This window comes from Nostoc sp. CALU 1950 (genome assembly GCF_051172895.1).
Lineage (GTDB): Bacteria > Cyanobacteriota > Cyanobacteriia > Cyanobacteriales > Nostocaceae > Nostoc > Nostoc edaphicum_A.
In genome coordinates, this window is record NZ_JBDNJQ010000196.1 from 1 (window position 1) to 14,152 (window position 14,152).

Sequence of the window (14,152 nt, forward strand, 5' to 3'; positions counted from 1 at the left end):
AAATCGCCGTCTCTACAAAAGATTGATCCTTGTAGATACGGCGATTTATCGCGTATTTGGATCTAGAATTTTCATCAAAAAACCTTAACAGAACCGTATTGAGTGCTGAGTGCTTTATTTAGTATTAAACACGCTACATTTTTGTTTTTTAAATTTTAACTTGGAATAAATAGATGAAAATGCTTAAATTGCGAAAAATATGGTTGAAAATCACGTCACAATGGTATGCTCCAACCAATAAAAATTACTACTCATTGAAATGGCGATCGCGAAATTTACTATTACTATCAATTGTAGTGATTCTGTCCATTAGTATTAGTGCTACAGCTATCACTAGTTACAAGATTATAAAGGGGTTGTTGCTTAATAGTCTCAAGGAGCAAGCACTTTTAAAAACACAGCAAGGTCAGAATGATATTGATAACTGGTTAGCCATTCGCAAGACAGAAATTAAGACTTTGGCAAATTCTCCAGTAGTGCGATCGCTAGATTGGTCTGTGATGGAACCTTACTTGCAATCTGAGGTGAAGCGGCTACAAACGTTTTTGCTCATGTCGTTGAGCATACCAGATGGTGCATTAATTAACACTCAGGGGGGTCGTCTAAATGTTAAAGATCGAGAATTTTTTCAGCGGAGTATAGTAGGTGAGACGATAGCCGCCGATCCAATTATTGGCCGCACAAGCAATCAGTTACAGATTCAAATTAGTTCGCCGATTCCTGCCCAAACAGGCACAAAGCCAGCAGGTGTATTAATGGGAGGTATTCCAATTAACCGAGTAGTTGAAGTGATCAGCAATTTACATCAAGGTAAAGGTAGCTATGCCTTTGCGCTAAATTCTCAAGGAGTTCCCATCGCCCATCCCAATACGGAACTGATTGGCACACCCGAAAAAGCTGCTGAGAGTTTCCTCAACTCCCCCAATCCCAGGCTGGCTGAAATTGTTCAACAAATGGTAGCTAAACGCACAAATATTGAATCTGTTCAACTAGATGGTAAATGGAACTATATTGCTTATACTCCCCTAAAAGAAGCAAATTGGTCAGTGGCTTTAGTTGTGCCACAAGAAAATATTGAATCACCATTGCAGGCGTTGAACCTGTTAGCTACGGTTTTGGGAGGATTGCTACTGGTTGGGTTGATTAGTGCGTGGCGACAAGTGCAACTATATGAACAGATTCGCGATCGCGCCTTGGTTTCCAGCCAACAGGCTCACGAACTCAGCAAAACTTTGAAAGAATTGCAAAATACCCAAGCTCAACTCATCCACACCGAAAAAATGTCTAGCTTGGGACAAATGGTTGCTGGGGTGGCACACGAAATCAATAATCCTGCCAATTTTATTCATGCCAACCTCAACCATGCCAGTGAATACAGCGCAGGTATTCTTGATTTGCTCAAGCTTTATGAACAAACCTACCCAAATCCGACAGCCGAAATTAGCGATCGCGCCCAAGACCTTGATATTGAGTTTCTAGCAGAAGATTTACCCAAGTTAATGGCATCAATGCAAGTGGGAACCAAGCGTATTCGTGAAATTGTGCTGTCGCTGCGTAATTTCTCGCGCCTCGATGAAGCAGACATGAAATTTGTAGACATCCACGAAGGATTAGACAACGCTTTGATGATTCTGAATCATCGCCTAACAGCGACGCCTAATCAACCAAAAATTCAGATCATTAAGAAATACGGTGATTTGCCTCTAGTAGAATGCTACGCGGGGCAACTCAATCAGGTATTTATGAATGTTCTGGTAAATGCGATTGACGCACTGGAAGAAGCCAGCCAAAAACGAAGTTTTGAGGCTCTTGAAAATAACCCTAATCAAATTAAGCTCCAAACCCAAATTGACAAATCAAGTGATTGTGCGATCATTCAGATTTACGATAATGGGATTGGGATGTCACAGGATGTAAAACAACGGGTATTTGACCACATGTTTACCACTAAACCTGTGGGCAAAGGAATTGGATTAGGAATGGCGATCGCTTATCAAATTGTTGTAGACAAACACGCAGGAACTATTGAAGTTGATTCTACCCCAGGATGTGGGACAGAGTTTACCATCTGTATTCCTTTAATAAGTAAAAATTAAAAGTTACTGACAAAATTGAAACAGCCAAGAATTATATCAAAGATTGTTTTAGCTAATTTATACACTCATGATTAGAGGCGATATACTTTAATAAATTTGATTTTTAAATTTAATCTGCTTGTAATTTGTACACTTTAATTCAGGAAGCTCTCGGCAGATTATGATATAAATCTAAGGCTTTCTGAGAAAGGCGATCGCTCATGACTACCGAAAACAACCCAAGAGCCATTCTAGACTGGGAACACCCTACACCGCCTACAGATTTAATTTTTGATGATGGTGAACCCTTGGAATCAAATCGCCACCGTATTGCCATGAATGTGTTGATTCGGTCATTGCAGCAAGCTTGGGCTGATCGCAATGATTTCTTTGCTGGGGGCAATATGTTTATTTACTACAGCAGCACCCAAGTTCGTAACCGTGATTTCCGAGGCCCAGATTTATTTGCAGTGCTAAATGTTGACGGCAATAACTCAAGACAAGGCTGGGTAGTTTGGGAAGAAAACGGTCGTTATCCTGATGTAATCGTGGAATTAATGTCACCATCTACGGCAGCAATAGACAAGGGTATTAAGAAAAATCTTTACGAACAAACTTTCCGTACTTCAGATTATTTTGTCTATGACCCTTTTGATCCTAATTCTTTGCAGGGGTGGCATTTAGATGATAATCAGCAGTATCAGCCCTTAACACAAAATGAACGTGGGTGGCTATGGTGTAAGCGTTTAGGTTTATGGTTGGGGACGAGTGAGGGAACAATAGATAGAGAAACGGCGGTATGGTTGCGGTTTTACGATGTAGCTGGCAATTTGGTTTTGTTACCAGAGGAGGCTGCAATTGCACAAGCGGATGCAGCGGTTTCACAAGCACAATCTGCTGCTGCAAGAGAGGAAGCCGCAATTGCACAGGCGTCTCGTTTAGCGGCTAGATTAAGAGAATTAGGGGAAAATCCAGATATGTTGTGAGAAATTTTGGCTTTTTTGATGAATTTATCGAGTTGTTATAAATAAAAAACTGAGTGCGATCGCTATTAAGTCAAGCTGCAAAACTAAGGTTGAATCGGCACAAATTCATATTTATCAGTGCCAGGTATTTGTTGAACTTTGACTAAGAATATTTTATTGTTTATGCGATCGCCTGATTGTGAAAACTGAATTGTTCCTGTTGCACCATCAATGGAAAAACCGGGACTGTGCAGTACTTCTTGCAGTCCTTGACGAGTTTCGTTTCGCTGCAACCCTATAATAATTGCTTTAGTCGCATCATAAGACGTTGCCGTTCGCCAATTCACAGTTCCACCCCAGAGTCTTTTAGCCTTTTGCTCAAAGGGATTGTTAGGAAATGCTTGGGAATGCCAAGGTATAGCAATTATCATGCCTTTAATAGCTTCCCCGTCTTCTAATATGTCGTTCCTGAATAGAGTAGAACTACTAAATACTTCCAATTGCCCTTGATTAGTTCGCGCTACTGCTAAACCTTCCTTGATTCTTTCTATATAGATAGCTAATACCAAGGCATTAGCGCCATTGCGGATAGCTTGATCTGTGACTGATATAGGGTCAAAGTTGCTGGTAGAAATATTGCAATTTGTCGAATTTATCTGACCACCAGCTGCCTTGATTGCTTTAATAAACCTATCCTTAAACAATAAATTATCTAAAGATTGGGGATCAACACACATCAGAAAATTGGTTTTGCGGGCTATGTTGACAGCATAATTAGAAACGCTATCTGCTATCGAGTTAACACTAGGAGCAGTGCGGAAGATATAGTTACCAACATTAGAGAGATTAGGGGCATAGCTAGTGGGAGACATCATTACTAACCCGTCTTTTTGATAAACTGGAGCTGCGGAGAGAGAAGCATTGCTAGAATTATGTCCGACGACAGCCAAAATGCTGGCATCTTTGACAAACCGAGTGGCAAGTTGTACGGCTGTGCTTGGGTCATTATCATCATTAGCGATCGCTACCTTTAAAAGTTTGCTGTCAATACCACCCATACGATTCACTTCATCTTGAGCTTGAGCTACACCACGTAGCATCTCTTTAGCTACATCTGAATTTGTCCCAATGGGTACACTTACAGCAATTTTCAGAGGTTCACGTCTGCGAACAGCTTTAGCATTGTTCAAGTAAATCAATGCTTCTGGGTCGGTAGGATTTAGGTTCCGATAAGACTCAAATTTCTTAATAGCATTCTGACAATCACCATCGGCAAATGCTTCAACTCCAGCTTTTTTCTCTGGATGTGTATCTTGTATCAATAAAATCTCTTCACCTACACTAATTTTATCGCCTACAATATACTTTTCATCAACAGGACAAGATTTAAATACAGGTTGAGGACGAACTATAGCGACTAAAAGACCGCCAATAATTGTTCCAATAATTCCCACTCCTATATAATTCCAAATATTGCTAATTTTGGAAATTGAAATAGGTTTATATATTGGAGTTTTAGGAGTTTGTTGTTTGGCAATGATAGAAGCTTCAATTAGGGCGATTGATTCATCTGTTAGTCCTAATACTTGTTGAAAACGTTTCAAATCGGTGAGAGCTTTATCACTGAGAGGAAATTTGACTTCAATCTCTTTACATAAAACCTGCTCATATTGCTGCAATTTATGCTTATAAATTTTAATAGGCTCTAAAACTTGGGTTTCAATTTCATTAGCGTCATTCGTTGTTAGTTCTAGCTTATTTCTTAGTTCTTCTAATGCAGCACGACCTGTAAAAGAAATTTCACCGTTACCACCTTCTACCCAATACTCAACTTCTCGACGATATCTTAAATAACGATTATCAATAGGTGCTTTTCCAAGGTTGATTTTATAGCCTTCTTTGATGGCATAGATTTCCGGTTTCATTGCGGGAGAAACTTCTTGTACTTTCTTGCTGGCATACTCGTGCAATTCATCAACAGAAATCCAACCATCTTCGTCCCGGTCTGCTGCACCAGTTTCCAGTCCCTCAACTATATAACGGGTGTAAGTTGAAGTCTCTGCCCCTTGCTGTTCAAAAGAATATTGGGTGGAAGTTGAAGATGTGAGAACGGCTCGCCCTTCTCCACCCAATTGGTTTCTGATATCAACAAAACCATTATCTTTTGCTGACATTCCCTCAGCAAATGCGCCACTAAAGCAACAATCAAGAATTACTATCTCGCGCCTAGAGCGACTATTACTCATGACCTCATGCACAAAGCTACCTGGTACTGTTGTTGACTTAACTAAGGTTTTGCGAGTGTTACGAGCTGCAAAGTAAAGTTTACCGCTCTCATCTTTAATGCCATGACCAGAAAAAAATAGCAGCAAGAGGTCATCTTTTTGACGACCATCAAACAAGGTTTCGATAGCTACTGCCATCTGATGTTGTTGAGGATTTAGCAGCAGTGTTACGTCATCAAAGCCCCCAATTTCTGGGTGCAGCAAAACTCGCTGCATTGCCTCTACATTTTTTGTCGCTGCTGGCAATGGAGTAAGACCAGGCTCATACTCACTGACTCCTATTAGCAGTGCTACTTTCACCATCTTATTTATTCTTCCTTACTGCTGGAATTTCTTAGTTGCCTGCGATAAACTTTTGAGCTTGTTCGATGGCGGCGTTTAACTCTTCCTGACTGCTAGCTTTCACCTTGAGCTTCTTTCCGTTAGCCTCAACTTCCAACTCAATAGTTTTGTTGCCCAAGCGATCGCCCAAAAATCCCAGCAATTTCTTAAAATTGGCAAGGCTCACCTCTGCTTGCAATACACCCAACAAAAAACCGCCAACAGACTTGGCTCCTTCAGGTATTTCTGTAACTGCTACAAGTTCAGCACTTTCCACATCTAAGTCTTTGATTTCTCGCAGCAGATTCCGTGCTTCCCGTTCTTGTTCTTCTGCATCTAAGTCTGGATTAGCAAGAGCGATCGTCAGTTTGACGTTAGATTCAAAACTCATTTTGTACCCTTTTCGGTTTTTAAGCAGTTGACTGTCAACTATATTGCCGTAATTTCTCTATTGACATCATAGCTGCTATGTAAATTTCCTGAAACTTCTTCAAGATTTTTACAAAAACTCATAAAATTTCAGTAAAAATTACTAGAAATGTGGGTATTGTCCCTTCTCTAACTAGAAGCAGTAGTATAAAATAGCGACGCAAATTGCTAAAACCAAGTAGAAACGAAAAATAGTGTTACTGGCAATATTTCTGCACCTATCAACCAGCTAGTTTCACTCCGACCCAGCATCACTTGGACTGGTACAGTAGATAAATTGGGAAGCCTACACTGACCTGACGGTACAGTGTAGGTAACTTGAATCATTTAAAACAAGTCTAAATCGGTCACAGCACCAAGACTGCTAGAAGATACCAATTTGGCATATTTCGCTAACACGCCTTTAGTGTAACGGGGAGCCGGAGGTTGCCAGTTAGCACGACGACGAGCCAATTCTTCTTCAGATATATTCAGCTGCAATAAACGAGCGGGTGCATCAATAGTAATACTATCGCCTTCTTCTACAAGCGCGATCGCACCACCAACTGCGGCTTCTGGAGCAACATGACCAACCACCATGCCGTAAGTACCGCCAGAAAAGCGTCCGTCGGTAATTAATCCCACCGCATCACCCAAACCAGCACCAATAATTGCTGAGGTGGGAGCCAACATTTCTCGCATTCCAGGGCCGCCCTTAGGCCCTTCATAGCGGATGATTAGAATATCACCAGCTTGAATCTTACCCGCCAAAATTGCAGCTAAAGAGGCTTCTTCCGATTCAAATACCCGTGCGGGGCCGGTAATTACTGGTTTCTTCACCCCGGTAATTTTGGCGACAGCCCCTTCTGTTGCAAGATTACCTCTGAGGATGGCTAAATGTCCTTGAGCATACATCGGGTTATTCCAAGTCCGAATCACATCTTGATTGGCAGATGGTTCTTCTGGGATATCTGCTAATATCTCTGCAATTGTTTGGCCAGTGATAGTAATGCTATCCCCATGTAGTAAATCATGTGCAAGTAGCATTTTCATTACTTGGGGAATGCCACCAGCTTTGTGCAAATCTGTAGCTACATATTTACCGCTTGGTTTTAAATCACACAAAACGGGAACACGGGCGCGGATAGTTTCAAAGTCGTCTATGGTCAACTCTACATTAGCAGCGCGAGCGATCGCTAAAAAGTGCAGCACTGCATTGGTAGAACCACCGACTGCCATAATCACAGAGATGGCATTCTCTATAGATTTGCGGGTGATAATTTGACGAGGTAAGATTTGTTTACGAATGGCTTCGACTAAAACGAATGCTGATTTTTCCGTGCTGTCGGCTTTTTCGGCATCTTCCGCCGCCATTGTCGAGGAATAAGGCAAACTCATCCCCAGCGCTTCAAATGCTGAAGACATGGTGTTAGCTGTGAACATTCCCCCACAGGAACCAGCGCCAGGACAAGCGCGACTTTCGACTTCTAATAATTCCTTGTCGTCAATTTTTCCAGCACTGTATTGACCAACAGCTTCAAAAGAACTGACAACGGTTAAATCGCGTCCGTTGTAGTGACCAGGTTTAATTGTGCCACCGTAAACGAATATTGCAGGGATATTCATCCGAGCGATCGCCAGCATTGCTCCTGGCATATTTTTATCACAACCGCCGATCGCTAGTACGCCATCCATACTTTGGCCAGTACAGGCGGTTTCAATGGAATCAGCGATGACTTCCCGCGATACTAGGGAATATTTCATCCCTTCAGTTCCCATCGAAATCCCATCGCTAATGGTAATCGTGCCGAACATTTGCGGCATCGCCCCGGCGGTTTTAATTCCAACTTCTGCCCTTTGCGCCAGTAGATTTATCCCCATATTACAGGGAGTGATCGTACTGTAGCCGTTGGCAATACCGACAATGGCTTTATTGAAATCTTCATCTTTAAAACCAACTGCACGTAGCATAGCCCGATTAGGCGATCGCTGCACCCCTTGCGTGACAATTTGGCTTCTCAAATTCTCCGACATTTTTTTTCCTTCCCTGGCATCATCGCAACTATTGCGATTGTATTATCTGATTTTCTCATGCATACGCGGCGCGATCGAACATGAGCAAGCATTAACGTTAGTGATAAATACAACAATTATAAAAATACCCCTCCCCGATCAGGTGGGGTAGGGGTGTAAAAGCAAGTAGAGCTTTAGCGGGGTGGGTTTCTAGCGGGAATTAGGATGATTAATCTAACTTGATATTAGACCCCGGTTGTTCACTCATTAATTAAAGGATAATGTCGCTTGCTACTAGTCCTGGTGCTCCTGCGAGTTGAACCTCAAACTCGGCGGCAAAATCGAAATTGGTGTTAGCTTGAAGAATACCTCCTGAATAACGGACTTGACCGACTGCGGAGAATGCGCCAGCCCCAATGAAAGTGAAGGCTTGGTTGCCGCCAGCAATAGAGTTAGCATCAATGGTAGATAGATCGATTTGATCGCCTGCAAAGATACCGTTTCCAGCGAAGTCAGTGATCACATCCCGCGCTAAACCAGGTTGACTGTCAAAAAGTGAGTTGAAATCGAAAATATCGTTACCCAATCCTCCAGTTAGGCGATCGGTTCCACTACCGCCAACGATCGCATCGTTGCCTGATCCACCGTTAATGGTGTCGTTGCCCGATCCACCATTAATGGTATCGTTGCCACCATTGCCGTTAAGGACGTTATTGCCAGAGGAGCCAATAATTGTTTCACCGCCTTGGCTACCCTCAACATTCTCGAAGTTAAGGATGGTTTCAGTATTGCCATTAAGGACAGAGGTTAAGCCTGTTGCCAGGTTGATTGTCACCCCGGAACCGAAGGAGACACCTGAATAATCAATGGTGTCAACGCCAGTTCCACCATTATGGACATCAAAGGTTACAAAGTCGGTATCAATGATGCGATCGTTGCCACTGCCGCCGTTGGTTGAGTCTACCCCAGCACCGCCGTTAATGGTATCGTTGCCACCATTACCATTGAGAACGTTATTGCCAGAGGAGCCAATAATTGTTTCACCGCCTTGGCTACCCTCAGCATTCTCGAAGTTAAGGATGGTTTCAGTATTGCCATTAAGGACGGAGGTTAAGCCTGTTGCCAGGTTGATTGTCACCCCGGAAACGAAGGAGACACCGGAATAATCAATGGTATCAACACCAGTTCCACCATTATGGACATCAAAGGTTACAAAGTCGGTATCAATGATACGATCGTTGCCACTGCCGCCGTTGGTTGAGTCTACCCCAGCACCACCATTAATGGTATCGTTGCCACCATTGCCGTTGAGGACGTTATTGCCAGAGGAGCCAATAATTGTTTCACCGCCTTGGCTACCCTCAACATTCTCGAAGTTAAGGATGGTTTCAGTATTGCCATTAAGGACAGAGGTTAAGCCTGTTGCCAGGTTGATTGTCACCCCGGAACCGAAGGTGACACCGGAATAATCGATTGTGTCTACACCAGTTCCGCCATTATGAACATCGAAGTTCACAAAGTCGGTATCAATGATGCGATCGTTGCCACTGCCGCCATTGGTTGAGTCAGCACCAGCACCACCATTAATGGTATCGTTGCCACCACCACCAGATAATTGGTTATTTTGGTTGTCGCCAGTAATGCTGTCATTTGCATTTGTACCAATGACATTATCAAAGTTGACTACAGTAAATGGCAATGCTCCCAAAAAAGGAACGTTATTGGCAGTCAAACTTTGATTTTGCAGGTTAACGGTGATAGATACTCCAGGCAAAGATTGGGATGCATCTATGGTATTGTTGGCAACATTAGCATTAGCAATAATCTTTTCGACTTTAAAGAGTTGGTCTTGCCCCAATCCTACAGCTTTTTCAATGGTTCCAATACCTGACAAGGTAATTCTTTGACCTAGTTGACTGTAGTCGGCGGTATCAAAGCCATCTCCACCATTAATGTTGTCGTTACCTTGACTGCCTTTGAAGATGTCATTGCCTACGCCCCCATTGAGGCTATCATTGCCACTACCCCCATCGAGGCTATCATTGCCAGCACCCCCATTCAGTGTATCATTGCCAGCACCACCATTGAGGGTATCGTTGGTGCCAAGAGCGTTAAGAATGTCGTTACCGTTCAGTCCGTTGATGGTATCAGCAGCATCGGGGATTAAAAGACCTGGAAAAACAAAAACTGGATCGACGATACCGTTCAGGGCAGGGCGAAAGGCAAATGGTACACCGTTGAAGGTATTGTTGTCATTGAAATTGCTGCCGTTAATAGTTGCCATAATGAGTTTCTCTGATAGTTTTAGAGGGTAAAGGTAAAGAAATTATCTCGTCATTTCCTCGCTAGGAAAGGAGTAGGATAAATGAATAGACATTTGAATCAGACCTGACTTAAGCAGGTCTTTACCGTCAATTCTAAAGATTTGAGAAATACTGCATATATCGATGATGTTGGCATTAAAAATTGTGCCAGCAATCATGTTTTATCCTTGTGCCTGATGTCTTCATTTCCAAGACCAGGCTGCTAGGCAAGAAGCAGATTTACTCGGATGTAACTTTAGGTGTCTTTGATGTTTTTAATTTATATCGAAATCACAAGGTCGTGATAGTACCCCTCAGGGTACTTTGTTTTATTTATCAGAAAAACTTACTTATACCAATTCAATTAATGATTGCAACACATCCTTGGGTAAAGACGCGATGAATCGCGTCTCTACAAATGGTCTATTTGTCGCATTCTTTTTTGAAATTGGTATAAAACAACAGCTTTTGCGATCGCAAAAATATCAATACTTGTGATTGATTGCGTATATTAAAATACTTGCAATTTACATTAAAGATATATAGTGTTTCACTGTATTTGTTGTTACACAGCATCTCTATTAGACGAGTTAAGCTACTTGTCAATAGCAGTACTATTGCTTATAAATAAAATAAGCTTGTAATTTAAATTACATTTTAGATATGATGATGCACGTGTGACTTTTCTGAAAAAGCTTAACAAGTAACAAGTAAACTAAATTTTTCTCGGCGATTTTCCGTGAGATTATGGCTGGCTCAAGAAGTCGTTAATAGCGTGTAATAATTGATGGAAAGTGTAAGGCTTCCTTAAAAATATATTGACGCCGACGTTAGCGGCTTCAACCATCTGACTCTCAGTCACAGTGCCGCTGATACCCATAATCTTGACTTGTGGATTCATTTGTTGCATTATGTCAATGGCAGTCAACCCATCCATTGATGGCATCATCATATCCATCAACACCATACTGATTTGATTTTTATGCTGGGCGTACAATGAGATTGCCTCAATGCCGTTAATAGCTGTCAGAGTTTCGTAGTTGTGGTCTTCTAGCAAAGTTTTACTAATTTCTAGAATAGCGGCTTCATCATCTACAACTAAAATCAATTCTCCGTTGCCGTTGGGCAATTCCAATTTCTCTGCTTGCTGCTTTGTAGTTTTGTTTATGGCTGGTAAGTACACTTCAAATTGGGAACCTTTACCTACCTCACTAGACACTTTCACAAAACCATTGTGGTTTTTGACAATCCCAATCACAGTTGACAAACCTAAGCCAGTGCCTTTGCCTGGTTCTTTGGTTGTGAAAAAGGGTTCAAAAATTCGCTCCAAAATTAGTGGCGGAATCCCAAATCCTGTATCTGAAATAGTTATGACTATATATGGCCCCACCTGAGCATTTAGATTCATTTTGGCAAAGTTTTGATCGACGAATAAATTCTCCGCAGATATAGATAAAGTGCCACCCTTGGGCATGGCATCACGAGCGTTGACGCACAAATTCATTAACACCTGATGAATTTGAGTAGGATCTGCCAAGATAGTCCAGAGTTGATATCTAGGCAGATTATTGATAATTGCGATGGATTTGGGAAATGTGCTTTTGACAATTTGATTAATTTCTAATAGTAGATGTTCTATTTGTAAAGAAATACCACTGCCTTCAGACCTACGAGAAAAAGTCAGAATTTGTTTGACCAAATCCGCCGCACGTTTAGAGTTATGTTCGAGCAGCTTCAACAGTTGGTGATTAGGTGCATCTAGATTAGGAAGTTTGAGCGCTAACATTTCCGCCGAGGAGAGAATGGGCGTCAAAATATTGTTGAGGTCATGAGCAATACCACTTGCCAACGTGCCAAGGCTCTCTAAGCGTTGGGCACGGAGAAATTGGGCAAGGAGTTGTTTTTTCTCGGTGATGTCGGTGTCAACAGAGAGGATGGATTTGGGTTGGTCTGCTTCATCACGCATCAGTGTCCATCGGCTTTCCACAATAATTTCTTTGCCACACTTTGTTACTTTATGTAACTCACCTTGCCATAAGCCACTGTCAGTAACATTTGTTAAAGCCGCTTGCAATTGCTGTGAACTTTCTTTGCATATCAGTTCCTCCAGGTTCTTTCCCAAAGCTTCGTGAGCTTCCCAACCATACAGACGTTCTGCACCTTGATTCCAGAATAAGATTTGATTTTGGAAGTTTCGCACAACGATCGCATCAGAAGCAATATCTAATAAAGCTGCTTGTTCGCGAATTTTCTGTTCTGCCCACTTTCGCTCAATGGTTGTAGCTAATATGTTAGCGATCGCTTGCAAAAAGTGAATATCATTTTGGGTAAACTCCCGGTGTCTAGTTGTGTGTGCGCCTAAGACACCAAGAGGTTGTTTTTGTCCCTGAATGATGACGCTAATCCCACTAATTACCGAGTGGTTAATCAATAAAGGTGGCCCTTGAAATCGCGTTTCTTTGGCAAGATCACAAACAATTACTGGCTCATGGGAAAGTAGTGTATAGGAAGCCTGAGTCTGATTTCCTACACCTAATTCTAATTTAAAATTTCCCACTAGCCCTGACTGCCAACCGAATCCCGATCGCAACAATAAGCTGTTCTCATCCGGAAGCAGTTCTAAAACTTTACTGTACTCTACCTCAAGGCTTTGAGTAATCAGGATAACTGCTTCGTCCATTAATGCGGAAAGGTCTATATTCGCCAGAGCTAATTGACCCAGTTTAGCCACAGCTGCTTGCTGACGCACGCGTGCTCTTAAACCCGATTCCACCCGCTTGCGTTCAACCAGTTCAGTTTGTACCTGCTCGTACAGTTGAGATTGCTGGATGGCAATGCCTACCTGCATTGCCAATTGTTTGAGTAAATCGATTTCCCACGTCTGCCACTGGCGGGGTGCCGCACACTGATTAGCAACTAATAATCCCCACAATTTTTTTCCTTGTAAGATGGGGACTGCCAAGTTTGCCCTGACCTGAAACTGAGTAAGTAAATTGCAGTGGCATTCAGTCAGACCTGCTGTATAAATATCTGCGACAGCTTGAATGCGCCCCTGTCTGTACTCCTCACCGTGAGTTTCCATGAAATAACTGTCTTTGACTTGAGTATGCAGAGCCGAAATCCAATTTTCATCAACAGACTCCACCACCACCACTCCGGTGTAGTCTGGTTCAAACTGATACATGAACACTCGATCTACTTGTAAAAACTGACGTACTTCAGTGACGGTGGTATTGAGAACATTATCCAAATTCAAACTCTGGCGGATGCGCTGGGCAATTGCCATCACCAGTCGCTGCCATTGAATTTGCTGTTGTAATGCCTCCTCTGCTTGCTTACACTCTGTGAGGTGACATACTAAATTAAATTCATCATTGTTCATCTGTAATATGCTACTTGCGTAGGGAGTGAACAGGGAACAGGGAATAGGGAATAGGAAAGAAGGGAATAGATGTGTACTGAGTTTTATTTAAAAATCAAATAGGAATAAAATAGGAGTCCTGTCCTATATGGTTAAAACTAGAGGATCTAAATTTTACGGCGGTTGTTATTTTTATGGTTCTTCCTTAAGAGGTGCGCCGATTCAAGATATGTTTCCTTTATTGCAGCATAAATTATCATTTGTAACAACTTGTGGAAAGTGTATGTATGTTGAGTTAATGAGTGAAATAAGGTGTTCAATCTGGCTTTGACAGAGTTTTTTACCTGTTTAGAGATTGTTTGAAAAGCCGGGCGACTAGAAGTCGCGGCTACACAGACAAAACCCGCCTGCGCGGGTTAAA

General features: G+C 42.1%; 9 protein-coding genes. 3 read left to right on the plus strand and 6 right to left on the minus strand.

All coding sequences use genetic code 11. The annotated features are described in order from the left end of the window. The first annotated feature begins 173 nt into the window (after positions 1 to 173). Positions 174 to 2,096 (plus strand): sensor histidine kinase, encoded by a 1,923-nt coding sequence (locus ABF638_RS32900; protein WP_435027020.1) that lies wholly within the window; start codon positions 174 to 176, stop codon positions 2,094 to 2,096. 200 nt (positions 2,097 to 2,296) lie between these two features. Further along, complete coding sequence (locus ABF638_RS32905) at positions 2,297 to 3,061, plus strand: Uma2 family endonuclease (RefSeq protein WP_435027021.1); 765 nt, start codon at positions 2,297 to 2,299, stop codon at positions 3,059 to 3,061. A gap of 83 nt (positions 3,062 to 3,144) precedes the next feature. Here ABF638_RS32905 and ABF638_RS32910 read toward each other — a convergent pair whose 3' ends face one another. The 5 genes from ABF638_RS32910 to ABF638_RS32930 form a co-directional block, all read right to left on the minus strand. Beyond that, positions 3,145 to 5,628 (minus strand): caspase, EACC1-associated type, encoded by a 2,484-nt coding sequence (locus ABF638_RS32910; protein ID WP_435027022.1) that lies wholly within the window; start codon positions 5,626 to 5,628, stop codon positions 3,145 to 3,147. A 31-nt stretch (positions 5,629 to 5,659) separates the two neighbouring features. Continuing rightward, complete coding sequence (locus ABF638_RS32915; protein WP_181931994.1) at positions 5,660 to 6,037, minus strand: hypothetical protein; 378 nt, start codon at positions 6,035 to 6,037, stop codon at positions 5,660 to 5,662. A 206-nt stretch (positions 6,038 to 6,243) separates the two neighbouring features. Beyond that, positions 6,244 to 6,402: a hypothetical protein gene (locus ABF638_RS32920; RefSeq protein ID WP_435027023.1), complete on the minus strand. Its 159-nt coding sequence runs from the start codon at positions 6,400 to 6,402 to the stop codon at positions 6,244 to 6,246. Next, the gene (gene ilvD, locus ABF638_RS32925; RefSeq protein ID WP_435027024.1) at positions 6,403 to 8,088 is read right to left on the minus strand and encodes a dihydroxy-acid dehydratase; all 1,686 of its coding nucleotides are present in this window, start codon (positions 8,086 to 8,088) and stop codon (positions 6,403 to 6,405) included. A gap of 250 nt (positions 8,089 to 8,338) precedes the next feature. After that, positions 8,339 to 10,351 carry a beta strand repeat-containing protein gene (locus ABF638_RS32930; protein WP_435027025.1) on the minus strand — a complete coding sequence of 671 codons (2,013 nt, stop codon included), beginning with the start codon at positions 10,349 to 10,351 and terminating at the stop codon, positions 8,339 to 8,341. Between the two features lie 343 nt (positions 10,352 to 10,694). Here ABF638_RS32930 and ABF638_RS32935 point away from each other — a divergent pair, with 343 nt between their 5' ends. After that, complete coding sequence (locus tag ABF638_RS32935) at positions 10,695 to 10,868, plus strand: hypothetical protein (RefSeq protein WP_435027026.1); 174 nt, start codon at positions 10,695 to 10,697, stop codon at positions 10,866 to 10,868. A gap of 247 nt (positions 10,869 to 11,115) precedes the next feature. Here the strand turns inward: ABF638_RS32935 and ABF638_RS32940 are convergent, their stop codons facing one another. Further along, positions 11,116 to 13,752, minus strand: a complete 2,637-nt coding sequence (locus tag ABF638_RS32940; RefSeq protein WP_435027028.1) for a GAF domain-containing protein — start codon at positions 13,750 to 13,752, stop codon at positions 11,116 to 11,118. Between the last annotated feature and the right edge of the window lie 400 nt (positions 13,753 to 14,152).